This is a genomic window from Arthrobacter sp. SW1 (assembly GCF_001766675.1).
In the GTDB taxonomy this organism is placed as follows: domain Bacteria; phylum Actinomycetota; class Actinomycetes; order Actinomycetales; family Micrococcaceae; genus Arthrobacter.
On sequence record NZ_MJLT01000045.1, the window covers coordinates 320,426 to 346,133 of the forward strand.

The following is a 25,708-nucleotide window of genomic DNA, read 5'->3' on the forward strand; positions in this document are numbered from 1 at the left end:
TGTTAGCGCTCACAATGGTGTCAGCCCGCGGAGCAGCGGGCGCATTTCTTGGAGGACTTCATGGACGTCACTGCTGACGGCAGCGAAAAGTATGTCATCGGGGTGGATTTCGGCACCCTGTCCGGCCGGGCCGTGGTGGTGCGGGTCCGCGACGGCAAAGAGCTCGGCAGCGGGGTGCTTGATTACCCGCACGCGGTGGTCACCGAGGCGCTTCCCGAGGATGTAGCGGGCGACGGCGCCGGGCGGCTTCCCGGCGAATGGGCGCTGCAGGTGCCGGACGACTACCGGGAAGTACTCCGCCGCGCTGTACCGGCGGCCGTCGCGGAAGCCGGAATCGATCCGGCCGCCGTCGTCGGAATCGCCACGGACTTCACCGCCTGCACGATGGTTCCGGTGAAGGCGGACGGCACGCCGCTCAACGAAGTTTCAGGTTTCGCCGGCCGGCCGCACGCTTACGTGAAGCTGTGGCGGCACCACGCCGCCCAGGGCCAGGCGGACCGGATCAACAAGCTCGCGGCCGAACGCGGCGAAGACTGGCTGCCGCGCTACGGCGGGCTGATCTCTTCGGAATGGGAATTCGCCAAGGGCCTGCAGCTCCTCGAAGAAGACCCGGAAGCTTATGCCGCGATGGACCACTGGGTGGAAGCCGCGGACTGGATCGTCTGGCAGCTGTGCGGCAATTACGTGCGCAACGCCTGCACCGCCGGCTACAAGGGCATCTACCAGGACGGCCGCTATCCCTCGGAAGATTTCCTGGCCGCCCTGAACCCGGCGTTCAAGGACTTTGTCAGCAGCAAGCTGGCGCACACCATCGGCCGCCTTGGCGACGCCGCCGGCTACCTGACCGCGGAAGCTGCGGCCTGGACCGGCCTGCCCGAAGGCATCGCCGTCGCGGTGGGCAACGTGGACGCCCACGTCACCGCCCCGGCTGCCCGTGCCGTGGAGCCTGGGCAGCTGGTGGCCATCATGGGCACCTCCACCTGCCACGTCATGAACGGAGCCGAACTGCACGAAGTCCCGGGCATGTGCGGCGTGGTGGACGGCGGAATAGTCGACGGACTGTGGGGCTACGAAGCCGGCCAGAGCGGCGTGGGGGACATCTTCGGCTGGTTCACCAAGCACGGCGTCCCGCCCGAATATCACCAAGCCGCCGGCGCCGCCGGGCTGGGAATCCACGAGTACCTCACCTCCCTCGCCTCCCGGCAGGCCATCGGCGAACACGGGCTGATCGCCCTGGACTGGCATTCGGGCAACCGCTCGGTGCTGGTGGACCACGAACTTTCCGGCCTGGTGGTGGGGCAGACCCTGGCCACCCGCCCGGAGGACACGTACCGCGCCTTGCTGGAAGCGACGGCCTTCGGCACGCGCACCATCGTTGACGCCTTCCGCGACTCCGGAGTACCGGTAAAGGAATTCATCGTGGCGGGCGGGCTGCTGAAGAACCCGCTCCTCATGCAGATCTACGCGGACGTCACGGGCCTGCAGCTTTCCACCATCGGCTCAACCCAGGGACCGGCGCTCGGCTCGGCTATCCATGCGGCCGTGGCCGCCGGCCGGTACCCGGACATCAGGGCGGCCGCCGCCGCGATGGGAGCAGAACCCGGCGCCGTATACACGCCCATCCCGGAAAACGTGGCCGCCTACGAGGAACTGTTCCGCGAATACCGCACCCTCCACGACTACTTCGGCCGGGGTAGCAACGACGTCATGCACCGGCTCAAGGCCATCCAACGGAAAGCGCGGAAAGCACAGCTCCCCGTCCCGGCGGAGGGGCCCATCCCGGCGGGCGACCCCGTCCTGGCCGGAGCCGGCGCATGAGCACGCTACTGGAGACCATCGCCGAGGTGCGCCGGGACGTCTGCGCACTGCATGCCGAACTGACCCGCTACGAGCTGGTGGTGTGGACCGCGGGCAACGTCTCCGCCCGGATTCCCGGCCAAGAGCTGATGGTCATCAAGCCCTCGGGCGTTTCCTACGCGGAGCTGACCCCCGAACTCATGGTGGTCACGGACCTCTACGGCACTCCCGTGGATGGCGACGCAACAGGCGAGTGGGGCAACCCGGCGCTGTCGCCGTCGTCGGACACTGCCGCGCACGCCTACGTCTACCGGAACATGCCGCACGTGGGCGGCGTGGTGCACACGCACTCTACCTACGCCACTGCCTGGGCCGCCCGCGGCGAGGCGATCCCGTGCGTACTCACCATGATGGGCGACGAATTCGGCGGCTCCATCCCGGTGGGCCCCTTCGCGTTGATCGGCGACGATTCGATCGGCCGCGGCATCGTGGAGACGCTCACGGCCTCCAACTCCCCGGCGGTCCTCATGCAGAACCACGGACCCTTCACCATCGGCAGGGACGCCCGGGCCGCGGTCAAGGCCGCCGTGATGTGCGAGGAAGTGGCCCGGACGGTCCACATCTCACGGCAGCTCGGCGAGCCACTGCCCATGGACCAGGCCCAGATCGAATCCCTGTATGACCGCTACCAGAACGTGTACGGGCGCTAGCGCCCCGAAGCCCGCTAAGCCCCGAAGCCAGCACCCCGCCGCAACCACAGACTTTCAAGGAGAACCATGCGCACCGCCAACACCACATCCCTGGACCACTACGAGGTCTGGTTCCTCACGGGCAGCCAGCACCTCTACGGAGAGGACGTCCTGAAGCAGGTTGCCGCGCAGTCCCGGGAAATTTCGGAGCTCCTTAACGCGTCCGGCGATGTCCCCGTCAAGCTTGTCTGGAAGCCGGTGCTCACGGATGCTGACGCCATCCGCCGCACCGCGCTGGAGGCAAACTCGGACGATTCCGTGATCGGCGTGACCGCCTGGATGCACACCTTCAGTCCCGCCAAGATGTGGATCCAGGGCCTGGACCTGCTCCGGAAGCCGCTCCTGCACCTCCACACCCAGGCCAACCTTGAATTGCCCTGGGCGGACATTGACTTCGACTTCATGAACCTGAACCAGGCCGCACACGGCGACCGCGAATTCGGCTACATCCAATCCCGGCTGGGCGTACCTCGCAAAACGGTGGTGGGCCACGCCTCCAACCCCGAGGTAGCCCGCCAGCTGGGTGCCTGGCAGCGCGCCGCGGCCGGCTGGGCCGCCGTCCGGACCCTCAAGCTCACCCGTTTCGGCGACAACATGCGCAACGTCGCGGTCACCGAAGGGGACAAGACCGAAGCCGAGCTGCGCTTCGGCGTCTCGGTGAACACCTGGTCCGTCAACGAACTCGCCGACGCGGTGCACGGCGCCGCGGAGTCCGACGTCGACGCCCTGGTAGCAGAGTACGAGCGCCTGTACGAGGTGGCTCCGGAGCTCCGGCAGGGCGGTGCCCGCCATGAGTCCCTGCGGTACAGCGCCCGGATCGAGCTCGGTCTGCGCAGCTTCCTCGAAGCCAACGGATCGGCCGCGTTCACTACCTCTTTCGAGGATCTCGGTGACCTGCGCCAGCTTCCCGGCATGGCGGTGCAGCGGCTCATGGCGGACGGCTACGGATTCGGTGCCGAGGGCGACTGGAAGACGGCCATCCTGGTCCGCGCGGCCAAGGTAATGGGCGGTGGGCTGCCCGGTGGCGCCTCGCTGATGGAGGACTACACGTACCATCTCACGCCGGGCTCGGAGAAGATCCTGGGCGCCCACATGCTGGAGGTCTGCCCCTCCCTGACGGCGAAGAAGCCGCGCGTGGAGATCCACCCGCTGGGAATCGGCGGCAAGGAGGACCCCGTCCGCATGGTTTTCGACACCGACGCCGGCCCCGGTGCCGTAGTGGCGCTCTCGGACATGCGGGACCGCTTCCGACTGGTAGCGAACGCCGTGGACGTGGTTGACCTGGACGAACCGCTGCCCAACCTCCCCGTGGCACGCGCACTCTGGGAGCCCAAGCCGGACTTTGCCACCTCGGCCGCTGCCTGGCTGACCGCCGGCGCCGCGCATCACACGGTCCTTTCCACCCAGGTGGGCATGGACGTCTTCGAAGACTTCGCCGAGATCGCCCGCACCGAACTGCTCACCATCGACGAAGGAACCACCCTCAAGCAGTTCAAGAAGGAACTGGCCTGGAACGCGGCGTACTACAAGCTGGCCGGCGGATTGTGAGCGCTGAATTCACGTTGCGCGCGGGCGGCTACTTGGCAGTCGTGACTGCCCGGGCTGCTGCCCTGCGGGTTTTGCAGTTCGGGGGACGGGACCTTGTGGTCCCGTTCCCCGCCGGCGGGCCCATCCCGGACTTCCGCGGCATTGTGGCCTCTCCGTGGCCCAACCGGATCGCGGACGGTACCTACAGTTTCGACGGCGTCGAGTACCGGCTGCCGCTCAACGAAGCGGACCGCGCCTGCGCCCTCCACGGGCTGGTGTTCCCGCTCGATTGGGAAACTGTGTCCCGCACGGAATCATCCGTGGTGCTGGCCTGTGAGCCGGAGCCGGTTGACGGATACCCGCACCGCCTGCGGATCGAAGCCGGCTACAGCCTGACGCAGGACGGCCTGCACTGTACCGTGAGCGCCACAAACCTGGGCGGAACGGCGGCACCCTACGGGGTCTGCCCGCACCCGTACCTGGTGGCCGGCCCCGCCCCGCTGGACGAATGGATCCTCGAAATCCCCGCGGACAGCTTCCTCGACGTCAGCGCTGACCGGCTCCTTCCCGTGGGCACCCGGCCGGTGGCCGGCCATGCCTTCGACTTCCGTTCCGCCCGCGCCATCGGCGCCACCCGGATCGACCATGCGTTTACGGACATAGCGTTCGACGACGGCGGCCGCGCGGGAGTGCTGGTCCGGGACCCCGGAGGGACCGGCGTCGGGATGTCCTGGGACCGCAGCTGCCGCTGGCTGCAAATCCACACCGCGGACAAACTGCCGCCGGCGGCGGACAGGCTGGGCCTGGCCGTGGAACCGATGAGCTGCCCGCCGGATGCCTTCAACAGCGGTACGGACCTCGTGCGTCTGGAAGCCGGCGCCACGCATCGTGCCGCATGGACGATCTTCGCAGTGTGACCGGACCCGGAATCACACCCTCCGGCCGGATGCCGCGTCCTCCCGTGATGGAGGACGTGGCACGGCTGGCCAGGGTCTCCCATCAGACGGTTTCCCGGGTACTGAACGCCCATCCCCACGTCAGCGCACGGACGCGCCTGCGCGTGGAACGCGCCATCGCCGACCTTGGTTACCGCCGGAACACTGCCGCGCGCAGCCTCGTTACCCGCCGCTCACAGGTGATCGGTGTCCTAGGTGCAGGCATGGGCCAGTACGGTCCCGCCCACACCCTTTTGGGCGTTCAACACGCTGCGCGCGGACACGGATATTCCGTGAGCGTGGCCAACCTCAGCAGCGTTACGCCGGCAGGAATCAGGGACGCGCTGGAACACTTCATGGTCCAGTCCGTGGACGGAATCGTAGTGATCGCGCCGCACCAGGCCATGCTGGCATCGCTACGGGGCCTCGCGGGTTCCACGCCGCTCGTGGCGGTGGGTTTCAGCGCAGGGGAGCGACTGAGCACTGCGGCCGTGGACCAGCGCGCCGGGGCGGCCCTCGTGGTGCAGCACCTCCTGGACCTGGGCCACCGCACCATCGCGCATGTCTCCGGGCCGCCGGACTGGATCGATGCCGCTGCCCGTGTTGACGGCTGGCGCAGAACCCTCGAACAGGCCGGGCTCCAAGGCGCTCCGCTGCTCGAAGGAGACTGGAGCGCGGGCAGCGGATACAGGGCAGGCCTTGCGCTCGCCGTGGAAGGCACGGCCACCGCGGTGTTCGCTGCCAATGACCAGATGGCCCTCGGCGCGCTCCGGGCCTTCAAGGAGGCCGGGCTTCGCGTCCCCGAAGACATCAGCGTGGCGGGCTTTGACGACCAGCCCGAGGCCGCCTATGTCATTCCGCCCCTCACCACGGTCAAGCACGACTTCGAACTCCTCGGGGCCCGCTGCCTCAGGATGTTGCTTTCGGACATGGAACACGGACCCTCCGGCAGGGCCTCGGTCATCATGCCGGAGCTTGTGGTCCGCGGCTCGACGGCGGCCGCCCGGCCCTGAAAGCCCCTCCCGGAGCAAGTCCCAAACCGACGACGGCCCGCACCTTTCGCAGGAAAGGTGCGGGCCGTCGTCGGGTACTTTGCTGTCAGCCTCAGCGGCCCACCCCGGGGGCCACGGGATCGGCCGCGCTTACCGCCTCGGGAGCTGGAACCTTGCCTTCCGCCGCGGGCGGTGCGGTACGGAAAGTGAAGCGCTTGGCGATGGAGGAGCTGCCGCCGGCACGGTTCTTGTTGAAGATGTCGAAGCCGACGGCGAGCAGCAGGACCAGGCCCTTGATGAGCTGCTGGTAGTCGGTGCCGAGGCCCAGGATGGACATGCCGTTGTTCAGCACGCCCATGATCAGGCCGCCGATCATTGCTCCGGCCACCGTGCCGATGCCGCCCTGCACGGCCGCGCCGCCGATGAACGCCGCGGCAATGGAATCGAGCTCGAAGCCGGTACCGCCGGCGGGCTGGGCCGAGTTGAGGCGGGCCGTGAAGATGAGCCCGGCGAGTGCGGCCAGGACGCCCATGTTCACGAAGAGCCGGAAGGTCACCGCCTTGGTCTTGATCCCGGAGAGTTGCGCCGCGTGCAGGTTGCCGCCGATCGCGTAGGTGTGCCGTCCGAAGATGCTGTTGTTCATCAGCGCGGAATAGCCGACCACCAAGACCGCCAGGACTACCAGGACGATCGGGGTGCCGCGATAGCTGGCCAGCAGGAAGGTGATGGCCAGCATGAGCAGGGCGATGAATGCCGTCTTCGTGGCGAACCAGGCCATGGGCTCGTTTTCCAGGCCGAGCCTGCGGCGGATGCGGCGTTCCTTGACGGACTGGAACAGCAGCGCGGCCGTACCCACCACACCGAGCAGCACGGTGAGCCATTCCAGCACGGAGGTGCCACCGGAGATGTCGGGGAGGAAGCCGCCGCCGAGTGCGCGCAGTTCGTCCGGGAACGGGGTGATCTGCTGGTTCTTCAGGGTGATGAGGGTCAGGCCGCGGAAGATCAGCATGCCGGCCAGTGTCACGATGAACGCCGGGATGCCCACGTAGGCGATCCAGTACCCCTGCCAGGCGCCCACCAGTGCGCCCACCAGGAGACAGGCGGGGATGGCCGCCCACCACGGCCAGCCCCAGTGGACGATCATCACGCCCGCCACCGCACCGATAAAGCCTGCGATGGACCCTACGGAGAGGTCGATATGGCCGGCGATGATCACCATCACCATGCCGATGGCCAGGATCAGGATGTAGCTGTTCTGCACCACCAGGTTGGTGACGTTCTGGGGCTGGAGCAGGATGCCGTCGGTGAGGATCTGGAACAGCAGCACGATCAGGATCAGGGCGAGGAAAATACCCACCTGGCGGAGGCGGCTTGCCAGGAAGCCGAGGGATTCCCGTAGTGCGGACATGGCTGCTATTCCTTCTCTTGGGTCATGTAGTGCATAAGGGTCTCCTGTGAGGCCTCGGAAATCGGTACTTCGCCGGTGACGTGCCCGGCGGACAGGGTGTAGATCCTGTCGCAGATGCCGAGCAGTTCGGGAAGCTCCGAAGAGATCACGATGACGGCTTTGCCTTGGGCAGCGAGCCCGGCGATGATCGTGTAGATCTCATACTTGGCGCCGACATCGATCCCGCGGGTGGGCTCGTCCAGGATGAGGACGTCGGGGTCCGAGAACATCCATTTGCTGAGCACCACTTTTTGCTGGTTGCCGCCGGACAGCTTCCCGGTGATGGCGGACACCGCGGGTGCCTTGATGTTCATGCTGTCCCGGTAGCCGTTGGCCACGGCGGTTTCCCGGTTCTTGTCCACCCAGCCCCGCTTGGCCAGCTTGGACAGGGCGGCCATGGAAATGTTCCGCTTGATGTCCTCGATCAGGTTCAGGCCGTAGTGCTTGCGGTCCTCGGTGGCGTAGGCGATTCCGTGGGCGATCGCCTGCGGAACGGTAGAGGTGTTGATTTCCTTGCCGTACTTGAACACCTTCCCCGAGACGGCCCGGCCGTAGCTGCGGCCGAACACACTCATGGCCAGCTCGGTGCGGCCTGCACCCATCAGGCCTGCCAGGCCCACCACCTCGCCGGCACGGACGTTGAGGCTGGCGTTGTGGACCACGGTGCGGCTGTGGTCCTGGGGGTGCTGCACCGTCCAGCCCTCGATCCGGAGCACCTCCCCACCGATCTGCGGAGTGCGCTCCGGATACAGGCTGTCCAAATCCCGGCCCACCATGCCCCGGATGATCCGTTCCTGGGTGATCTGGCCCTGATCCAGGCGCAGGGTTTCGATGGACCTGCCGTCCCGGATGATCGTGACGGCGTCTGCCACCTTACGGATCTCGTTCAGCTTGTGGCTGATGATGATGCTGGTGACGCCTTGGCCCTTCAGATGCAGGATGAGGTCCAGCAGGTGGTCCGAATCCTCGTCATTCAGCGCCGCCGTGGGCTCGTCCAGGATCAGGAGCTTGACCTTCTTGGACAGCGCCTTCGCGATCTCCACCAGCTGTTGCTTGCCCACGCTGATGTGCTGGATGGGTGTCACGGGGTTTTCGTCCAGCCCCACCCGTGCCAGCAGTTTGGCCGCTTCCAGATTGGTCTTGCGCCAATCCACCCAGCCACGGGAAGCGATCTCGTTTCCCAGGAAGATGTTCTCGGCGATGGACAAGTACGGGCTGAGGGCGAGTTCCTGGTGGATGATCACGATCCCGCGCTTTTCGCTGTCGCTGATGGAAGAGAAAGCGCATGGTTCGTCCTCGAAGCGGATCTCGCCGTCGAAGGTGTTGTGCGCGTAGACGCCGGAGAGCACCTTCATCAGGGTCGACTTGCCCGCTCCGTTCTCACCGCAGATCGCGTGGACCTCGCCGCGGTTCACGTCCAGCGTGACATCCTGGAGGGCTTTGACGCCGGGAAAGGTCTTGGTGATCCCGCGCATCTGAAGAATGGGTACGTTCATGCCGGTTACTTGATGTCGGCTTCGGTGTAGTAATCGGAGTCGATCAGTTCCTTCTTGTAGTTGTCCTTGGTGACGATCACCGACTTCAGGAGGTAAGCCGGAACCACCTTGACCTTGTTGTTGTAGGTTTCGGTGTCGTTGGTTTCCGGGGCCTGGCCCTTCAGGACGGCGTCAACCATCTTCACTGCCTGCTCGCCGAGCTTGCGGGTGTCCTTGAAAATGGTGGAGTACTGCTCGCCGGCGATGATTGACTTCACCGAACCCTTTTCGGCGTCCTGGCCGGTGACGACCGGAAGAGCGCCTTTGGAGTATCCGCCGGTGCTGGTCAGCGCGGAGATGATGCCGATGGACAGGCCATCGTAAGGCGACAGTACGCCGTCGAGCTTCTTGCCGGAACCGTAGGCCGCGGTGAGGATGTCCTCCATGCGCTTCTGCGCGGTGGCCGCTTGCCAGCGAAGGATGGCGGCCTGCTCGAACTTGGTCTGGCCGCTGGGCACCTTGAGCGTGCCGGCGTCCAGGTACGGCTTGAGGGTGTCCATGGCACCGGTCCAGAAGAAGTTGGCGTTGTTGTCATCCGGGCTGCCGGCGAACAGTTCCACGTTGAAGGGGCCCTTGCCTTCGACCTTCTTGCCCGTCGCATCAAGCAGCCCCAGCCCGGTCAGCAGCGACGTGGCTTGCTGCACGCCTACCTCGTAGTTGTCGAAGGTGGTGTAGTAGTCGACGTTGGGGGTTCCGTTGATGAGGCGGTCGTAGGCGATGACCTTCACGTTCTGTTCCTTGGCCTTGGCCAGGACATCAGTCAGGGTGGTGCCGTCGATTGCGGCCACGATCAGGGATTTTGCGCCCTTGGTCAGCATGTTTTCGATCTGGGAGACCTGCGTGGGAATATCGTCATTGGCGTACTGCAGGTCTGTCTTGTACCCGAGCTTGGCCAGGGATTCCGAGACGTTCTTGCCGTCCGCGATCCACCGTTCGGACGTCTGGGTGGGCATCGAGATTCCCACCAGGGCGCCGGAAGCATCGGCAGCACCGCTTGCCGGGGCGGAACCCGGGCGGCTGCCGCAGGCGGTGGTGCTGGCGGCGAGGGCCAGGACGACGGCGACGGCGCCCAGGAGCTTCTTGATTCTCACGTGTTCTCCTTCCGTGGCCTGCTCGTGGCCGCGAATCGGTGGTTGCGCGGGGGAGCGTCTGTGCTCTTCGCGTGGCCGGGCGTCCTCGCCCGGTGGTTCGTGCCGATGGTTGTCTGCGCTTCGTCTGTTAGCGCTAACAATCAAAGGCAATGATATCCCCCGGCGTCCTGTGAAGCAACTCACAGTCCGCCGGGGGTGGGGCCTGGATCAGGGGTGAAGGAAGAAGGTTGCTGCCGCCCGCCACGCTTTCTCCACGGGCGCCAGGATCAGCCGGCCTTCGCGGAGCAGGAGGTAGGCGCCCGGGACATCCACGGACTCGAAGGACATGCCGTTCCGATCCGCCAGTCCGCCGCGGCGGATGAAGGCAGAGGAGCTGCCGTCCGTCGTCGCGATGGCCACGGAGGAGCCGTCCACCCGCAGGAAGCGCCCCTTGGTGAGGACCGGTTCGATCACCACCGAATTCTTTTTCGCGTACCCCGGGGCGATCCGGAACTGCGAAGACTCCAGGGCGGGCGACGCCGCAGAGGTGACCGTGACGCCGTCGTGGGCGAGGAAGCTGCCACGCGCGGAGGCCGGTTCCAAGCGGACCGGCAGTTCGCCGTCGCCCACCGGGACGCCGAACTCCGGGCTTCCGTCCGCCTTCCAGTGCAGTTGCTGGACGCGGGCGTGGCGGTTGGGATCGTACAGCGGGTCGCCGGTGATGGCGCGGTAGGAGCGGGCGTGGTAGACCAGCACATCCCGGCCGGCCTCATCCACCGTGAAGGAGTTGTGGCCGGGCCCGTACTGCTTCGACCCTTCGTTGGTGGTGAAGACCGGCAGCGGGGACTTGGACCAGCTCGCGGCATCCAGCAGGTCTGCAGAAGCATCCGCGGTGAGCAGGCCCATGCAGTAGTTGGCATCGGTGGCGCTTGCCGAGAACGTCACGAAGATCCGGCCGTTCCGTTTCAGGACTGCCGGCCCTTCATTGACCTTGAAGCCGATGGTCTCCCACGCCAGGGTGGGCACGGCGATGCGCACCGGCGTGCTGGAGAGGGTGGACGGCGAGGACATTGACGCGATGTACAGGCTCGAGTTCACCCCGGTATCGCTCTGCGCCCACAACAGGTAGCGGGTGCCAAGGTGTTCGAAGGTGGTGGCGTCCAGGGAGAATGTGTCCGCGTGCGTGTACACCCGGACCGGCGGTTCCCAGACGGCGGTCATGGGGTCCGCGTCGCTGGTGGACAGCACGTAGATCCGTACCCGGAAAACGTCCGTGCTGTCTCCGGCGGCGAAGTAGATGTGCCACTTGCCGTCGAAATGGTGCAGCTCCGGAGCCCAGATATGCCCGCCCATGGTTCCGGACGCGGGCCGTGTCCAAACCACCGTCTCGGCCGCGGCACCAAGCCCCGCAATGGTTGCGGAGGAACGGAGCACAAGCCGGTCGTACTCCGGCACGGAGCCGGTGAAGTAGTACCTGCCGTCCGAATGTTTCATCAGCCAGGGATCGGCCCGGCGCGGTACTACAGGGTTGATGACGGGATTCCCGACGGCGGGCGCCGCCGCCGCTGCCGGGGCGAAAGCCAGTGCGCCGGTGCCGGCGAGGGCTGCCGCCGCAGCTGCGGCGGTTCCTGAGCCGAGGAGGAGGCGGCGGGACAGGTGGCGGTTCATATCCATGCGGAGGTGGTCCTTTCGACAGGCTTGGGTGGGGCAGGGGTAGCGCGGGGTCAGGCGGTTTTCCTGGCGAAGAGCCGCTGGAGCAGGATGAAGACCAGCAGCAGGCCGCCGATGACGATCTTGGTCCACCAGGAACTGAGGGTGCCGTCGTAGGCGATGAAGGTCTGGACGATTCCCAGGACCAGCACCCCCACCACGGAGCCCAGAACGTAACCGGTTCCGCCGGTCAGGAGCGTTCCCCCGATCACCACTGCGGCGATGGCATCCAGTTCCATGCCCTGGGCGGCCAGGCTGTAGCCGGACAGGCTGTAGAAGGAGAACAGGATCCCGGCGATCGCGGAGCAGAGGCCGCTGAGGGCATAGACCAGGATCTTGGTGCCCTTGACCGGCAGGCCCATGAGCATGGCCGAGTGTTCGTTGCCGCCGATCGCATACACCGTGCGGCCGAAACGGGTGTGGTGCAGCACGAAGAAGGCCGCCGCCACGATCAGCAGGGCCAGCACTACGCCGGGGGAGATGAACAGCTCGCCGGGCAGCGGGATCTGTGCCTGCGCCATGCCGGTGAAGAAGCCCTCGGTCACGGGGATCGATTCCAGGCTGATGACGTAGCAGAGGCCGCGGGCCAGGAACATGCCGGCCAGCGTGACGATGAACGGCTGAATGTCGAAGTACTGGATGACCAGTCCCATGAGGAAGCCCAGTCCGCTGCCGATCACGAGGACCAGGACAATCACGGCGGCCGGATTCCAGCCCTGCTGCAGCAAGGTGGCGGCCACCATCATGGAGAGCGCGACGACGGCACCCACCGAGAGGTCGATTCCCCCGGTCAGGATCACGAAAGTCATGCCGACGGCCAGCACGATCAGGAAGGTGTTGTCTATGAACAGGTTCAGAAACACCTGGCCGGAAAGGAAGCTCGGGTACAGGCCCGATCCGACGGCGAACATCGCGAGGAAGAGTCCTACCGTGGCGAGGGTGGGGGCGTAGCGGGCGCTGGCGCGCAGGCGGGTGCGGGCCTGCGTCGCCTTCCTGGTGGAGGGCTTCGCGAGGGTGGACAGTGCGGACATCAGGCGGCCACCTTTTCCTTGGGGGTTTCCTTCACCACGACCTGCCGCGCCGGCCTGAAGCTGCCGAGCAGCTTCCTGGCTTTCGGCGCCTGCAGCAGGCAGACGATGATGACGACGAGTGCCTTGAACACCAGGGTGACTTCCGGCGGGATGCCCAGGGTGTACACGGTGGTGGTCAGGGTCTGGATGATGAAGGCGCCGACGACGGTCCCCACCAAGGTGTACCGGCCGCCTGCCAGCGAGGTGCCGCCGATCACGACGGCCAGGATGGCGTCCATCTCGATGTAGAGCCCTGCGTTGTTGGCATCCGCGGCCGTGACATTGGAGCTGATCATGAGGCCGGCGATTGCGGCGCAGACGGCGCTGAAGACGTAGACAATCCAAATGATGTTCCGGGACCGCAGCCCGGCCAAGCGGCTGGCCACCGGGTTGATGCCGACGGCTTCGATCAGGGTGCCCAGGGCGGTGCGGCGAGTGAGGACTGCTGTGGCTACGAAGACGGCCGCGGTGACAAGGATGGAGACGGGCAGGGTGAAGAGATACCCGGCTCCGATCGCCTTGTAGTGGTCGTTGGATACCGAGATGATCTGGCCGCCGGTGATGAGCTGCGCAATTCCGCGGCCTGCGGTCATGAGCACCAGGGTGGCAATGATCGGCTGCACTCCGATCGTCGAGACCAGGAAGCCGTTCCAGGCGCCGAGCAGTAGCGCCGCGGCGACGGCGACCAGCACGGCGACGGCCGCCGTCGACGGCGAAGCGGGCTCCGGCGAGGCGGCGATATAGGCGCAGGACGCCGCGCCGGCAATCGCCACCACGGCCCCCACGGAAAGGTCGATCCCGCGGGTGGCGATCACCAGGGTCATGCCCAGGGCGATCAGGATGGTGGGTGCGCCATTGCGCATGATGTCGATCAGGCTGCCGTACAGGTGCCCGTCCTGCATCCTGAGCGCGAGGAAGTCCGGACGGAAGATCTGGTTGAGAAGCAGCAGCGCGGCGAGGGCCAGCACTGGCCACGCCAGGCGGTGTTTCAGAAGGTCTTTTACTGCATTGGATTTCACTGCGTGCCTCCGGCGATGACGGACATGACGTCCTCCACTGAGACGCCGTTGTTGTGGATTTCGGCGAGCTTTTCGCGGTCCTTGATGATGGCGATGCGGTCGCTCACGCGCAGCACTTCCTCCAGCTCGGAAGAGATGAAGAGGATGGACATTCCCTTGGCTGCCAACTGGTTGACCAGCTTCTGGATCTGGGTCTTGGCCCCGATGTCGATGCCGCGGGTGGGTTCGTCGAGGATCAGCAGCCCGGGTTCCGTGACCAGCCAGCGGGCCAGCAGGACTTTCTGCTGGTTTCCGCCGCTGAGGTTCTTGATGAGCGCATCCGGGTTGGCGGGGCGGATGTCCAGGGCCTCGATGTATTCGGTCACCAGTTCGTCCTGGACCCGCCGCGGTACGCGGCGCATCCAGCCTTTGCTGGCCTGCATGGCCAGGATGAGGTTGTCGCGCACGGAGAGATCTCCGATGAGGCCTTCCTGCTTGCGGTCTTCGGAACAGAAGGCAATGCGCTTGTCGATGGCGGTGCGGGGCGAACGGATCTTCTCTTGGATGCCTTTGACTTTGAGGTGGCCTTCGTCGGCCTTGTCCGCGCCGAAGAACAGGCGGGCGATTTCCGTGCGGCCCGCGCCGAGCAGCCCTGCCAGTCCCACCACTTCCCCGGGGTTGATGGCCAGGTCGATCCCGGACACCGAGCCTTTCCGGCCAAGGCCGACGGCTTCGATGAACGGCATGGCGCTGGCGTCCGCTGCTGTGCGCTCCTTCGCTGGTCCGTTGTCGAGTTCGGCGAGGGCTTCCATGTCCTTGCCGATCATTTTGGAGATCAGGCTCATTCGGGACAGCTCCCGGGTCATGTACTCGCCCACGAGCTTGCCGTTGCGCAGGACCGTCATGCGGTCCGAGATCTCGTAGACCTGCTCCAGGAAGTGGGAGACGAAGAGGATGGCCACGCCTTTGTCGCGGAGCTCGCGGATCACCCGGAAGAGCTGGGCGACTTCTTCGGCGTCGAGGCTGGAGGTCGGTTCGTCCAGGATGAGGACCTTGGCGTTGATCTCCACAGAACGCGCGATCGCGATCAGCTGCTGCACCGCAATGGAGTGGCTGGCGAGCAGGGAATTCGGCTCGACGTGGTCAAGATGCAGGCCTGCCAGGACCTCTCGGGTGCGGCTCCGGACGGCCTTCCAGTCGATGCTGCCGCGGCCGGTTTTGCCTCCCCGGCGGGGTTCACGGCCCAGCATGATGTTCTCTTCCACCGTGAGGTTGGGGCAGAGATTGACCTCTTGGTAGACGGTGCTGATCCCGGCCGCCTGCGATTCCGCCGGCGTCGTGAAGCTTTTGCGTTCACCCAGGACCGTGATGGTTCCGGAGTCGATGGTGTAGACCCCCGTCAGGGCTTTGATCAGGGTGGACTTCCCGGCCCCGTTTTCACCCATGAGGGCGTGGACCTCGCCTTGGAAGAGCCGGAAGTCGACGCCGTCGAGCGCCTTCACCCCCGGGAAGCCGATGGCTATGCCGGTCATCTCCACGACCGGAACGATTTCGTTCATCCTCATGCCTTTTCTGTGCTGGTGCGCGACGGCGTTGGTACTCCGTGCGGCGGCGGTTTCCCGTCGCCGCATGGAGTATTCGGGACGCCTGGTGCGCGGATGGCCCTAGTAGGGGCGCGTTGCGAGGACCTGCTTGGCCTGTTCCTGTGTGAAGGTGGTCTCTTCCGTGACCACGCGTTCGGGAACGCTTTCGCCGGCCACGACCTTCTTGGCGAGGTCCATGAGTTGGTCGCCGAGCATCGGGCTGCATTCGACGATGTAGTTGATCTTGCCGGCGGCCAAAGCAGTCATTCCGTCCTTGACGGCGTCGATCGTGATGATCTTGATGTCCTTGCCCGGGACCTTGCCGGCAGCCTCGATGGCCTCGATGGCGCCCAGGCCTTCGTCATCGTTGTGCGCGAAGACAACATCGATGTCCGCGTTGTTCTTGAGGAAGGCTTCCATGACCTGCTTGCCGCCGCTGCGGGTGAAGTCGCCGCTCTGGGATGCCACGATCTTCAACTTCGGGTCGGCCTTGATGGCTTCTTCAAAGCCTTCCTTGCGGTCGTTGGCGGGGGCGGATCCGGTGGTGCCCTGGATTTCGACGATGTTCACGGTGTCCGTGGCGGACTTTGACTCGTCCACCAGCCACTTGCCGGCCTTCCGGCCTTCTTCGACGAAGTCGGAGCCGAGGAACGTCTTGTAGAGGGACTTGTCCGCCGAATCGACGGCGCGGTCCGTGAGGATCACGGGGATCTTTGCGTTTTTGGCTTCCTTCAGCACAGTGTCCCATCCGGATTCCACCACGGGGGAGAAGGCAATGACGTCCACCTTCTGCTGGATGTAGGAACGGATGGCCTTGATCTGGTTTTCCTGTTTCTGCTGGGCGTCCGAGAACTTCAGGTCCACACCGGCGTTCTTGGCGGAGTCCTGGACGGACTTGGTGTTGGCGGTGCGCCAACCGCTTTCGGCGCCCACTTGGGCGAAGCCCATGGTGATCTTGTCGTTGCCCGCGGCGCCGGCAGGGCTGCCGGCACCGGCGTTTCCGCCGCAGGCGGTGAGGGCGAGGAGCGATGCGGCGGCCACCGCAAGCAGGGATTTCTTGAACAAAACATCCTCCCGGAGGCGTAGGTACATTGCTGGCGGGAGAACTCGTAACACCGCCATTGCTGCAAGTGAGCTGATGCGCTCTGCGAAACATTGTGAACGCTAACAATTCCACCGTCAAGTGACTCCCGCCACAAGGCGGAGGGGTTCCGGTCTTTTTGGAATTGCCCTTTACAAGCCGCGCGGAAATGCCGAATACTCGTTTCCGGCGGTCGGTTGTTAGCGTTCACAAAAGTTCTCGCCGCGGCCGCCAAGATGCCGCGCCGGAATCCCGGCGGACCATTCAACGGAGAAAGGCTCCTCCCCATGCCATCGAAAGCAACAAGACCAGCCCAACGGGCATGCACCCTGGTGCTTGCCGGTTCCCTGGCCGCCGCGGTGCTGGCCTTCGCACCCGCCATCAACGCGAACGCGGACGCGTCAGGCAACAGGACCATCGACATCAACGCTGCTGCCCCCGGGCCGGCGATCGATCCGGCGATGTACGGCATCTTCTATGAAGACATCAACCAGGGCGCCGACGGCGGCATCTACGCTGAACTTGTACAGAACCGCTCCTTCGAATTCAATTCCGCCGACAACCGCGCCTTCACCCCGATGACCGGCTGGGAAACGCTGCGGAGGGGCAGCGACGGCGCGGTCGGCGTCGTCAATGACGACAACCGGCTCAACGAAAAGAACCGCAACTACCTCCGCATCGATGCCATGAGTGCAGGCGCAGGCGCCGGCGCCGGAATCGGTGTGCGGAACAGCGGCTGGAACGCGGGCCAGAAGCTTGAGGCAGGCAAGAAATACAACTACTCGGTGTGGGCACGCACCTCCAACCCCGCAGGATCCACCCTCGCCGTGACCCTGGAGACTCCCGAGGGCGCACGGCTGGCCATGGCCTCGGTGAAAGTCAAAGGAGACAACTGGGCCAAGTATTCGGTCACCCTCTCGCCGAAGGATTCCAGCAACGCTGGCCGGCTCTCCACCTTGGTGCAGGGCACCGGAACCGTCCGCCTGGACATGGTGTCGCTGTTCCCGCAGGACACCTGGAAGGGCCGCCCCAACGGCCTGCGGAAGGACTTGGCGGAAAAAGTCGCCGCGCTCAAGCCCGGGTTCCTGCGGTTCCCCGGCGGCTGCATCGTCAACACCGGAAACTACGACAGCTACTCCGCGCCCGACTACACCCGGGTCCGTACCTACCAGTGGAAGGAAACCATCGGCCCGCTGGAACAGAGGCCGGCCAACCGCAATTTCTGGGGCTACAACCAGACCTACGGCCTGGGCTACATGGAGTACTTCCAGTGGGCAGAAGACCTGGGCGCCATTCCGGTGCCCGTGGTTCCGGTGGGCGTCACGGGGTGCGGCGACAACAAGCAAGCTCCGGACCAGGCCACCCTGGACCGCTACATCCAGGACACCCTGGACCTGATCGAATTCGCCAACGGAGACGCCACCACGGAATGGGGCGCCAAGCGCATCGCCTACGGACACCCGGCTCCCTACAAGCTGGACAGGATCAGCCTGGGCAACGAGGAGTACAAGCCGGAGTTCAAGGCCTACTTCACCCAGTTCTACAACGCGGTCCGCAAGGCCCACCCGGAGATCAAGATCATCGGCAACACAGGGCCCTTCAGCCAGGGCCCGGAATTCGACGATCTTTCCAAGTTCAATGCTGAAACCGGCGTGGACCTGGTGGATGAGCACTACTACAACGAGCCGTCCTGGTTCCTGAACAACAACCACCGTTACGACTCCTACAGCCGCGACAGCTACAAGGTGTTCCTTGGCGAATACGCCTCCCGTGGGAACAAGCCCGACAACGCCTTGGCCGAGGCGTCGTACATGACAGGGCTGGAACGGAATGCCGACGTCGTCAAGATGGCCTCCTATGCGCCGCTGCTCGCCAACGAATCCAGCGTGCAGTGGAGCCCGGACATGATGTTCTTCGACGGCACCAGCGTCCGGACCACCCCCAACTACGAGGTGCAGAAGCTGTTCATGAACAACGTGGGCACGCAGGTAGTGCCGAGCACCCAGGTGAACCCGGCATCCACGGTTGTTCCGATCAGCGGCCGGATCGGCCTGTCCACCTGGGCCACTTCCGCCAGGTACGACGACGTCAAAGTCACCGGCGCAGACGGCTCCACGCTCTTCAGCGACGATTTCTCCGGAACGGCCGCGGCCTGGACCGGCAACGGGGTAGGTTCCTGGTCCATCCAGGACGGTGCCTACGTCCAGTCCAGCACCACGGCACAGAACACCATGGTCACGGCCGGCAGCGACAACTGGAGCAATTACACCTTCAGCACCAAGGCCACCAAGCTGGCGGGCTCCGAAGGGTTCCTCATCGCCTTCGGCGTGAAGGACACCGGGAACTACTACTGGTGGAACCTGGGCGGCTGGAACAACACCAAATCAGTGGTGGAGAAGGCCGTGAACGGCGGCAAGAGCAACGTCATCGAAAAGAACACCACCATCCAGGCGGGCAAGGAATACGACATCCGGATCGAAGTTTCGGGACGCGTTGCCAAGCTTTACCTGGACGGCGTGTTGTGGGGTACCGTGGACGATTCCCAGGCCGACCCCGTCTACTCCGTGGTGACCAAGGACGCCAGGAGCGGAGACACCATCGTCAAGGTGGTCAACACCTCCAGCGCCACAGCCCCGGTGGACATCAAGGTCGCCGGTGCCGCCGCTGTTGGCAGCACGGCCGCTGTCACCACTCTCCGCCAGACCGCCGACGGCCAGGGCCTCGTCCCCGCCGGCAGCACCTTTAACGGTGCCGGCGACGCGTTCACCTACGCCTTCGAACCGAAGTCCGTCACCTTCATCCGCCTGGCGGCCGGCTCCGGCAAGTAGCGGCCCACCCATTCCAAGGAGTTTCCATGACCCATGTTCCATTACGGGCCCGGAGCGGCCCCGCGGTCCTGGCAGCGGCGGCGCTGCTGCTCGCTTCAATCGCGGCCGGCACCCCGGCACATGCCGCCGTCGACGACGGCCTGATCCTCAAGTACACGCTCACCGAAACCGCGGGCACCATGGCCGTGGACAGTTCCGGCAACGGCCGGAACGGCACCATCAGCGGTGATGCCACGCCGCTGGGCGCCGAGGGACTGCAGCTTGGCGGCAGCAACGCCCACGTCAAGCTGCCCAATGACCTCATGCGCGGCCTGGACGCCATCACCGTGTCCACCAACGTGAAGATCGCACCGGACCAAGGCACCCCGTACTTCATCTGGGGCCTCGGCAACACCAACAACGGCACGGGGAACGGCTACCTGTTCACCACGGGCAACGCCTACCGCAGTTCGATCGCCACCGGAAACTGGTCCACCGAGCAAACCGTCAGCGCCAACCGCGATCTTGCCCGCGGCGCCTGGAAGACCATTACCTACACCTTGGGCGGCGGCACGGCGGTCCTCTACGAGGACGGCGTCGAGGTGGCCCGGAAGACCGGCGTCACCGTCACGCCGGGCAGCATCGGCGCCGGCACGACGACGGCCAACTACCTGGGGCGCTCCGTGTACTCCGCGGACAAATACCTCAAGGGCCAGCTGCGTGATTTCCGCGTCTACGGCAGGGCGCTCTCCGCGGACGAGGTCCGCGCGCTGGGCTACGTCTCGCCGGAGCAGAAGGTTGCGCTGGACCTCGAAGGGCTGTCCCTTGGGGATACGACGGCGGTGGGCAGCGATCTGAAACTGCCACTCAGTGGGCCCAACGGTTCCTCGTTCAGCTGGCAGTCATCCGATCCGTCCGTTGTCTCCAGCGAAGGCATAGTGACACGGCCCGCGCACGGCACCGGAAACGCGGCAGTGACGCTGACCGCCACCGCCGGATACGACGGGGCATCGGCGTCGAAGGCTTTCCAGCTTACGGTCCTCGAAGACATCAGCGACCGCCAGAAGGTCAGCGAAGCAGCGGCCTCCCTGAAGGTCTGGGACGCAGGCGGCATCCGGGGCAACATCACCCTTCCCGTCACGGGCCTGCACGGGACCGCGGTGCAATGGACGTCCTCGGACGCCTCCGTGATTACCGCAAGCGGCGAAGTGACCCGCCCGGCCTTCGGCGCAAGCCCCGTCAGCGTCAAGCTGCAGGCAACAGTGAGCTACGGAAAGGCCAAGGAAGACAGGAGATTCCGAGTCCAGGTACTGCCCCTGCCCAAGGCAGAACCCAAGGAAGGCTACGCGTTCGCCTACTTCACCGGAAACGACATCGCGGGGGAGAACATCTACTTCGCTGCCAGCCGCGGCAATGATGCCCTGAAGTGGGACGAGCTCAACGGCGGCAAGCCCGTGCTCAAGTCCACCCTGGGCACCAAGGGCCTGCGGGATCCCTTCATCATCCGTTCCCCCGAGGGCGACAAGTTCTACCTCATCGCCACGGACCTCTCCATCGGCAGCGGTACCAGCTGGGATGCGTCCCAGCGCCAGGGCAGCCGGTACATCGAGGTCTGGGAGTCATTGGACCTGGTCACCTGGTCCGCGCAACGCCATGTGAAAGTGTCACCGGACACCGCCGGCAACACCTGGGCGCCGGAGGCACACTACGACGAGACGATCGGAGCCTACGTCGTCTACTGGGCATCCAAGATCTACGCGGACAACGATCCCCTCCACGCAAGCGGCACCCACAACAAGATGATGTACTCCACCACCAGGGATTTCCGGACCTTCACCGAAGCGAAGGTCTGGAACGATCCCGGCAATTCGGTGATTGATTCCACCGTCATCAAGGAAGGCGATACCTACTACCGCTTCACCAAGGACGAGGGACGTGTGTCAGGCTGCCTGGACATCATGCAGGAGAAGTCCGCCAGCCTGCTCGCTGTCGACCTGCCGGACACTACTCCGCGGAACTGGACGCTTATGGGCAACTGCATCGGGAAGAACGCCGGCACCGGGGGAGTCGAAGGGCCCACTGTCTTCAAGTCCAACACAGAGGAGAAGTACTACCTCTTCGTGGACGAGTTCGGTGGCCGCGGCTACATCCCGCTGGAAAGCAGCAGCCTGGAAAACCCTGACTGGAAGCTTTCGAGCAACTACGAGCTGCCCCGGGCTCCACGCCATGGCACAGTACTTCCCGTGACCAAGGCCGAGCTCGAGCGCCTGCGCAGCAGCCTCGGCTAAAGCGCACGACGACGCGCTTCCGTCCTGGCGACACAGAAATGCCCTGGCGCTGCGGGAATTCCCGTAGCGCCAGGGCATTTGCGCAGCGTCACCCAAAAGGTGCAGCGCGTGCTTAGTCTTCCTCGACCTCGATATGCGTCGGGTCCAGGACGCGGCGCAGGAATTCCTGGGTACGCGGCTGCTGCGGGTTGCCGATGACCTGCTCGGCCACGCCTTCCTCGACCACCACGCCGCCGTCCATGAAGACCACGCGGTCTGCCACTTCACGGGCGAAGGCCATTTCGTGCGTGACCACGAGCATGGTCATGCCTTCACGGGCCAGCTTGCGCATGACGGCGAGCACGTCGCCCACCGTCTCGGGGTCGAGCGCCGAGGTGGGCTCGTCGAAGAGCATCAGCTCGGGGTTCATGCTCAGTGCGCGGGCAATCGCGACACGCTGCTGCTGGCCGCCGGAGAGCTGGTCCGGGAAGCGCTTGGCCAGGTGTCCCAGGCCCACGCGTTCCAAGTTGGCCTGGGCGATCTTGTCCGACTCTTCCTGCGAACGCTTGAGCACTTTGGTCTGCGCCACCGTGCAGTTGCGCAGCACGTCCAGGTGCGGGAAGAGGTTGAACTGCTGGAACACCATGCCCACCTTGCGGCGCATCTTGTCGATGTCCACATCGGGATCAGTGGCTTCGAAGCCGCCCACGTGGATGGTGCCCTGGTTGGGCTGTTCGAGGAGGTTGACGCAGCGCAGCAGGGTGGACTTGCCCGAGCCCGAGGGGCCGATCAGGCAGACGACCTCGCCGGGCTGGACGTCCAGGTTGATGCCCTTGAGCACTTCGTTGGAGCCGTAGGCCTTGCGGAGGTCCTTGATGGACACACCGGCGGCGTGCACCGTCCGGGCGCCGCCGGGAGTAGTGGTTTCGACGTCGTTCATGGCTTCCTGCCTATCGCTTGGTCCGCGCGCTGCGGCTCTCGAACTTCCGGGCCAAGAGGCTCAACGGGATGGTGACCACCAGGTAGAAGGCACCTGCCACCAGCAGCGGCGTCAGGCCGGCGCCCAGGCTGGAGATGCCGTCGCGGCCGAACTTGGTGAGCTCGTACTGCGAGGCGGTCAGGCCCAGCACGTAGATCAGGGAGGAGTCCTTGGTCAGCAGGATGATTTCGTTGGTCAGCGGCGGCAGGACGATCTTGAAGGCCTGCGGGATGATGATGGTCACCATCGCGCGCCACTGCGGCATGCCCAGGGAGCGTGCGGCCTCCAGCTGTCCCTTCGGAACAGCCTGCAGGCCGGCTCGGAGGGTTTCGGCGATGTAGGCCGCGGCCACCATGCCGAGGGAGACCATGACCACCACGAAGATGGGCCACTGGACGCCGAAGGCCAGGGGAACGCCGTAGCCGAAGGCGATGAAGACGAGCAGTGCCGGGATACCGCGGAAGAATTCGATGTAGCCCGTGGCGATCCAACGGTACAGCGGGAAGCTGGAGAGCTTCATGAGGGCCAGCAGCAAACCGCCGGAGAGGCCCACGATGAAGCCGAGGGCGGTGTAGATCAGCGTGTTGAGCAGGCCCACGGTGAAGATGCCCGGGAACATCGGGCCGATCTTGCCGAAGTTGAAGACGTTGGCGCTGATGGTCTTCCAGTCGGTGGCCAGCAGCAGGGCTGCGATGGCCACCACGAAGATGCCTGCCTGGACGTACAGGCTGACTTTGGCTCGTTGACGTGCGGTCATTGCCATGGTGTTCTCACATTCATATTGCGCAGCTGAGGCCCCGTGCAGCGTGCTTCACGGGGCCTCGCAGCGTATGTCTCTGGCCGGACGTACTTACTTGGCTGCTTCGCCGAAGTACTGGGTTTCGAGCTTCTTCAGCGTGCCGTCGTCGGTGAGGCGCTTGAGGGTGGCGTTGACCTTCTCGGCCATGGCCGTGTTGCCCTTCTTGATGGCGATGCCGAGCTTTTCACCGGTGGCGTAGTTCTCCACGCGCTTGAACTTGGTGTCGCCCTTGATGGCGTAGCCGAGCACGGACTGGTTGCCCAGGGCGGCGTCGATGGTGCCGGCCTTGAGGGCCTGGACCAGGAGGCCGGTGTCCTCGAACTGCTGGGCGTCGATGCCCTTGTCCTTGGCGTACTGGGCACCGGTGGTGGCCTGCTGCACGCCGACCTTCTTGCCCTTGGCGCCGTCGATGTTGGTGATGCCGGAAGCCTCGGAGGCGACCAGGGTGAGGTCGTCGGCGAGGTACGGGTCGGAGAAGTCCATGACGTTCTTGCGGGTGTCCGTGATGGAAACCGAGGAGATGGAGAGGTCACAGCCGGTCAGCGCGGTGCCGGTTTCGATGGCTTCGAAGGAGCTGTCCACGATGTTCAGCTCGGCGTTGAGGTCCTTGGCGATCTCGTTGGCGATGTCGATGTCGAAACCGACGATCTTGCCGTCCTTCTGGTACTCGAACGGCTCGTAGGGAACGTCGGAGCAGACAGTGAGCTTGCCGGCGTTGATCAGCGAGACGCTGCTGCCGCCGGCGGAGCTTGCTGCCGGGGCGGGTGCGCCGCCACCGCAGGCGGTCAGGGCGAGGGCGCCGGCTGCGAGGAGGACTGCGGCCTTGACTTTGGAGCTGCCGAGGAACGAACGGGAGATATGCATTTGTTTACCTTTTGTTGCGGGGGACGCGAAGCAAATCGGTCTTTAGTGTAGCGCTGACCATGAGATGTTCGTCACAGGAAACTAAGTTTCACTATTGGATAACCAATACGGGTCAAAAATCAAGCCCGCGCAGCCCGCTTCAGTCTGAGATCCCGGATTCAGCGCTCGATGCCGAGGGATTCGAGCATCGGACGGAACTTCGCCCACGTCTCCGCAAGCTCAACCTCCGGCACCGAGCCCTCCACGATCCCGCACCCGGCGAACATCCGCACCGAGGTCGGCGACTCGATGACCGCCCCGCGCAGCGCGATGCCCCACTCGCCGTTACCGGCCGCGTCCAGCCAGCCCACCGGACCGGCGTACGGCCCGCGGTCCATGTGCTCCAGGCGCCGGATCAGCTCGCCCGCCACCGAGGTGGGCGTGCCGCACACCGCCGCCGTGGGATGCAGGGCGTTGATCAGGGCCAGGCAGGTGGGCACATGCCCCTCGATATCTGCCAGTTCGGCCTTCACATCCGAAGCCAGGTGCCACACGTTCGGCAGTTCCAGGATGAACGGTTCGCTGTGCGCGTTCATTGCCTCCGAAAACGGTGCCAGCTGGGTGGTCAGCGACTGGATGGCGATCTCGTGTTCGTGCCGCTGCTTCTCCGAGCCGGCCAGCACCCGCTCGGCGTAGTCCATCGGGGAGCCGTCCACGCCCTCGGCATCGCGGCGGTCCAGGGTGCCGGCCAGCACGCGCGCCTGCGCGGTGCGGCCCTCCACCTGGATCAGCATCTCGGGCGTGGCACCCACCAGGCCGTCGACGCCGTACGTCCAGCACTCGCGGTAGTTGCGCGTCAGGTTCCGCAGCACCTCCGCCGGCCGCACGCCGTCGGGCAGGGTCGCCACGACATCCCGGGCCAGCACGAGCTTTTCCAGCTTTCCGGTGCGGATTTCCGCGACGCCGTCCGCCACCGCCTGCTTCCAGTCCTCCTCGCTCAGCGAGCCGCTCTTGAGCGTGAACCGCCCGACGCCGGTGCTGCCGCCCCCGGCCGGGGTGAGTCCGGTATCCGGGACATTGAGCCAGCCCGCCAGGGCGGCGCGGGCGCCCGCCTCGGTGAGTTCGACGTCGTCGAGCGTCAACTGGGTCAGCCAGGAGCGGCCGTCGCGGATGCCCACCACGATTTCGGGCAGGATCAGCCGGGACTCAAAAGGCGAAGTCTTGGAGAAAGCGAAGGTGCCGAAGGCCAGGGGGCCGGTACCGGGAATGCCCACATGGTCTGTGATGTCGGCCTCGATCACCATGTGCCGCCACCAGATATCGGCCTCGAGGAAACGCTCCGGGCCCGTGCCGGTGAAGCGGGTCAGTTCGCCGAAGGCCACCAAGCCGTCTTCGCGGCGCGTCCAGCACAGCGCGTCATCCCGTACCAGAAACGACGGCAGCCCCCCGGCGGTGAAGTCTTCATCGAGGGGGACTGTCAAGGTCTTCAAAGTGCTGGCGCGGAGCGTGGTGGTCATGA

General features: G+C 65.3%; 19 protein-coding genes. 7 read left to right on the forward strand and 12 right to left on the reverse strand.

Features of this window, described 5'->3' with window-relative positions; genetic code table 11:
• The first annotated feature begins 60 nt into the window (after positions 1-60).
• The 5 genes from araB (at position 61) to BIU82_RS14885 (ending at position 6,021) form a co-directional block, all read left to right on the forward strand.
• Positions 61-1,818 (forward strand): ribulokinase, encoded by a 1,758-nt coding sequence (gene araB, locus BIU82_RS14865; RefSeq protein ID WP_070350216.1) that lies wholly within the window; start codon positions 61-63, stop codon positions 1,816-1,818.
• Positions 1,815-2,507 carry an L-ribulose-5-phosphate 4-epimerase gene (locus tag BIU82_RS14870; protein ID WP_070350217.1) on the forward strand — a complete coding sequence of 231 codons (693 nt, stop codon included), beginning with the start codon at positions 1,815-1,817 and terminating at the stop codon, positions 2,505-2,507. Before araB ends, BIU82_RS14870 begins: the two co-directional genes overlap by 4 nt.
• Before the next feature lie 66 nt (positions 2,508-2,573).
• Complete coding sequence (araA, locus tag BIU82_RS14875; RefSeq protein ID WP_070350218.1) at positions 2,574-4,094, forward strand: L-arabinose isomerase; 1,521 nt, start codon at positions 2,574-2,576, stop codon at positions 4,092-4,094.
• A complete protein-coding gene (locus BIU82_RS14880) occupies positions 4,091-4,990 on the forward strand; it encodes an aldose 1-epimerase family protein (protein WP_070350219.1) in 900 nt (299 codons plus the stop codon). The genes araA and BIU82_RS14880 overlap by 4 nt, the downstream gene beginning before the upstream one ends.
• A gap of 29 nt (positions 4,991-5,019) precedes the next feature.
• Complete coding sequence (locus BIU82_RS14885; RefSeq protein WP_253182795.1) at positions 5,020-6,021, forward strand: LacI family DNA-binding transcriptional regulator; 1,002 nt, start codon at positions 5,020-5,022, stop codon at positions 6,019-6,021.
• A 91-nt stretch (positions 6,022-6,112) separates the two neighbouring features.
• On the opposite strand, the gene mmsB is transcribed toward BIU82_RS14885, so the two are convergent.
• The 8 genes from mmsB to BIU82_RS14925 form a co-directional block, all read right to left on the reverse strand.
• On the reverse strand, positions 6,113-7,408 hold the full coding sequence (mmsB, locus tag BIU82_RS14890; protein ID WP_070350220.1) for a multiple monosaccharide ABC transporter permease: 1,296 nt from the start codon (positions 7,406-7,408) through the stop codon (positions 6,113-6,115).
• 5 nt (positions 7,409-7,413) lie between these two features.
• The gene (gene mmsA, locus BIU82_RS14895; RefSeq protein ID WP_070350221.1) at positions 7,414-8,943 is read right to left on the reverse strand and encodes a multiple monosaccharide ABC transporter ATP-binding protein; all 1,530 of its coding nucleotides are present in this window, start codon (positions 8,941-8,943) and stop codon (positions 7,414-7,416) included.
• A gap of 5 nt (positions 8,944-8,948) precedes the next feature.
• Positions 8,949-10,073 carry a multiple monosaccharide ABC transporter substrate-binding protein gene (gene chvE, locus BIU82_RS14900; protein ID WP_070350222.1) on the reverse strand — a complete coding sequence of 375 codons (1,125 nt, stop codon included), beginning with the start codon at positions 10,071-10,073 and terminating at the stop codon, positions 8,949-8,951.
• 207 nt (positions 10,074-10,280) lie between these two features.
• Entirely contained in the window at positions 10,281-11,726 is a 1,446-nt protein-coding gene (locus BIU82_RS14905) for a family 43 glycosylhydrolase (protein WP_139146630.1), read from the reverse strand.
• 50 nt (positions 11,727-11,776) lie between these two features.
• Complete coding sequence (gene yjfF, locus BIU82_RS14910) at positions 11,777-12,793, reverse strand: galactofuranose ABC transporter, permease protein YjfF (protein ID WP_070350223.1); 1,017 nt, start codon at positions 12,791-12,793, stop codon at positions 11,777-11,779.
• Positions 12,793-13,851: an ABC transporter permease gene (locus BIU82_RS14915; protein ID WP_070350224.1), complete on the reverse strand. Its 1,059-nt coding sequence runs from the start codon at positions 13,849-13,851 to the stop codon at positions 12,793-12,795. Before BIU82_RS14915 ends, yjfF begins: the two co-directional genes overlap by 1 nt.
• Complete coding sequence (locus tag BIU82_RS14920; protein WP_070350225.1) at positions 13,848-15,389, reverse strand: sugar ABC transporter ATP-binding protein; 1,542 nt, start codon at positions 15,387-15,389, stop codon at positions 13,848-13,850. Before BIU82_RS14920 ends, BIU82_RS14915 begins: the two co-directional genes overlap by 4 nt.
• 105 nt (positions 15,390-15,494) lie before the next feature.
• Complete coding sequence (locus BIU82_RS14925; protein ID WP_139146631.1) at positions 15,495-16,478, reverse strand: ABC transporter substrate-binding protein; 984 nt, start codon at positions 16,476-16,478, stop codon at positions 15,495-15,497.
• 303 nt (positions 16,479-16,781) lie between these two features.
• Here BIU82_RS14925 and BIU82_RS14930 point away from each other — a divergent pair, with 303 nt between their 5' ends.
• Together BIU82_RS14930 and BIU82_RS14935 are read left to right on the forward strand one after the other, a co-directional pair.
• The gene (locus BIU82_RS14930; protein WP_070350226.1) at positions 16,782-19,322 is read left to right on the forward strand and encodes an alpha-L-arabinofuranosidase C-terminal domain-containing protein; all 2,541 of its coding nucleotides are present in this window, start codon (positions 16,782-16,784) and stop codon (positions 19,320-19,322) included.
• A 26-nt stretch (positions 19,323-19,348) separates the two neighbouring features.
• Positions 19,349-21,589 (forward strand): immunoglobulin-like domain-containing protein, encoded by a 2,241-nt coding sequence (locus tag BIU82_RS14935; RefSeq protein ID WP_070350227.1) that lies wholly within the window; start codon positions 19,349-19,351, stop codon positions 21,587-21,589.
• 112 nt (positions 21,590-21,701) lie between these two features.
• Here the strand turns inward: BIU82_RS14935 and BIU82_RS14940 are convergent, their stop codons facing one another.
• From BIU82_RS14940 to BIU82_RS14955, 4 genes are all read right to left on the reverse strand, one after another.
• A complete protein-coding gene (locus tag BIU82_RS14940) occupies positions 21,702-22,508 on the reverse strand; it encodes an amino acid ABC transporter ATP-binding protein (RefSeq protein WP_070350228.1) in 807 nt (268 codons plus the stop codon).
• 10 nt (positions 22,509-22,518) lie between these two features.
• The gene (locus BIU82_RS14945) at positions 22,519-23,310 is read right to left on the reverse strand and encodes an amino acid ABC transporter permease (RefSeq protein ID WP_070350229.1); all 792 of its coding nucleotides are present in this window, start codon (positions 23,308-23,310) and stop codon (positions 22,519-22,521) included.
• Between the two features lie 87 nt (positions 23,311-23,397).
• A complete protein-coding gene (locus BIU82_RS14950; RefSeq protein ID WP_070350230.1) occupies positions 23,398-24,210 on the reverse strand; it encodes an ABC transporter substrate-binding protein in 813 nt (270 codons plus the stop codon).
• Positions 24,211-24,368: 158 nt separating this feature from the next.
• Complete coding sequence (locus BIU82_RS14955) at positions 24,369-25,706, reverse strand: isochorismate synthase (RefSeq protein WP_070350231.1); 1,338 nt, start codon at positions 25,704-25,706, stop codon at positions 24,369-24,371.
• Positions 25,707-25,708: the final 2 nt, after the last annotated feature.

Bases quoted from the DNA above. Each gene is read 5' to 3' on its own strand.
- araB (WP_070350216.1), top strand. From the start codon at position 61: ATGGACGTCACTGCTGACGGCAGCGAAAAGTATGTCATCGGGGTGGAT.
- BIU82_RS14870 (WP_070350217.1), top strand. From the start codon at position 1,815: ATGAGCACGCTACTGGAGACCATCGCCGAGGTGCGCCGGGACGTCTGC.
- araA (WP_070350218.1), top strand. From the start codon at position 2,574: ATGCGCACCGCCAACACCACATCCCTGGACCACTACGAGGTCTGGTTC.
- BIU82_RS14885 (WP_253182795.1), top strand. From the start codon at position 5,020: ATGCCGCGTCCTCCCGTGATGGAGGACGTGGCACGGCTGGCCAGGGTC.
- mmsB (WP_070350220.1), bottom strand. From the start codon at position 7,408: ATGTCCGCACTACGGGAATCCCTCGGCTTCCTGGCAAGCCGCCTCCGC.
- mmsA (WP_070350221.1), bottom strand. From the start codon at position 8,943: ATGAACGTACCCATTCTTCAGATGCGCGGGATCACCAAGACCTTTCCC.
- BIU82_RS14905 (WP_139146630.1), bottom strand. From the start codon at position 11,726: ATGGATATGAACCGCCACCTGTCCCGCCGCCTCCTCCTCGGCTCAGGA.
- yjfF (WP_070350223.1), bottom strand. From the start codon at position 12,793: ATGTCCGCACTGTCCACCCTCGCGAAGCCCTCCACCAGGAAGGCGACG.
- BIU82_RS14920 (WP_070350225.1), bottom strand. From the start codon at position 15,389: ATGAACGAAATCGTTCCGGTCGTGGAGATGACCGGCATAGCCATCGGC.
- BIU82_RS14930 (WP_070350226.1), top strand. From the start codon at position 16,782: ATGCCATCGAAAGCAACAAGACCAGCCCAACGGGCATGCACCCTGGTG.
- BIU82_RS14935 (WP_070350227.1), top strand. From the start codon at position 19,349: ATGACCCATGTTCCATTACGGGCCCGGAGCGGCCCCGCGGTCCTGGCA.
- BIU82_RS14940 (WP_070350228.1), bottom strand. From the start codon at position 22,508: ATGAACGACGTCGAAACCACTACTCCCGGCGGCGCCCGGACGGTGCAC.
- BIU82_RS14945 (WP_070350229.1), bottom strand. From the start codon at position 23,310: ATGGCAATGACCGCACGTCAACGAGCCAAAGTCAGCCTGTACGTCCAG.
- BIU82_RS14950 (WP_070350230.1), bottom strand. From the start codon at position 24,210: ATGCATATCTCCCGTTCGTTCCTCGGCAGCTCCAAAGTCAAGGCCGCA.
- BIU82_RS14955 (WP_070350231.1), bottom strand. From the start codon at position 25,706: ATGACCACCACGCTCCGCGCCAGCACTTTGAAGACCTTGACAGTCCCC.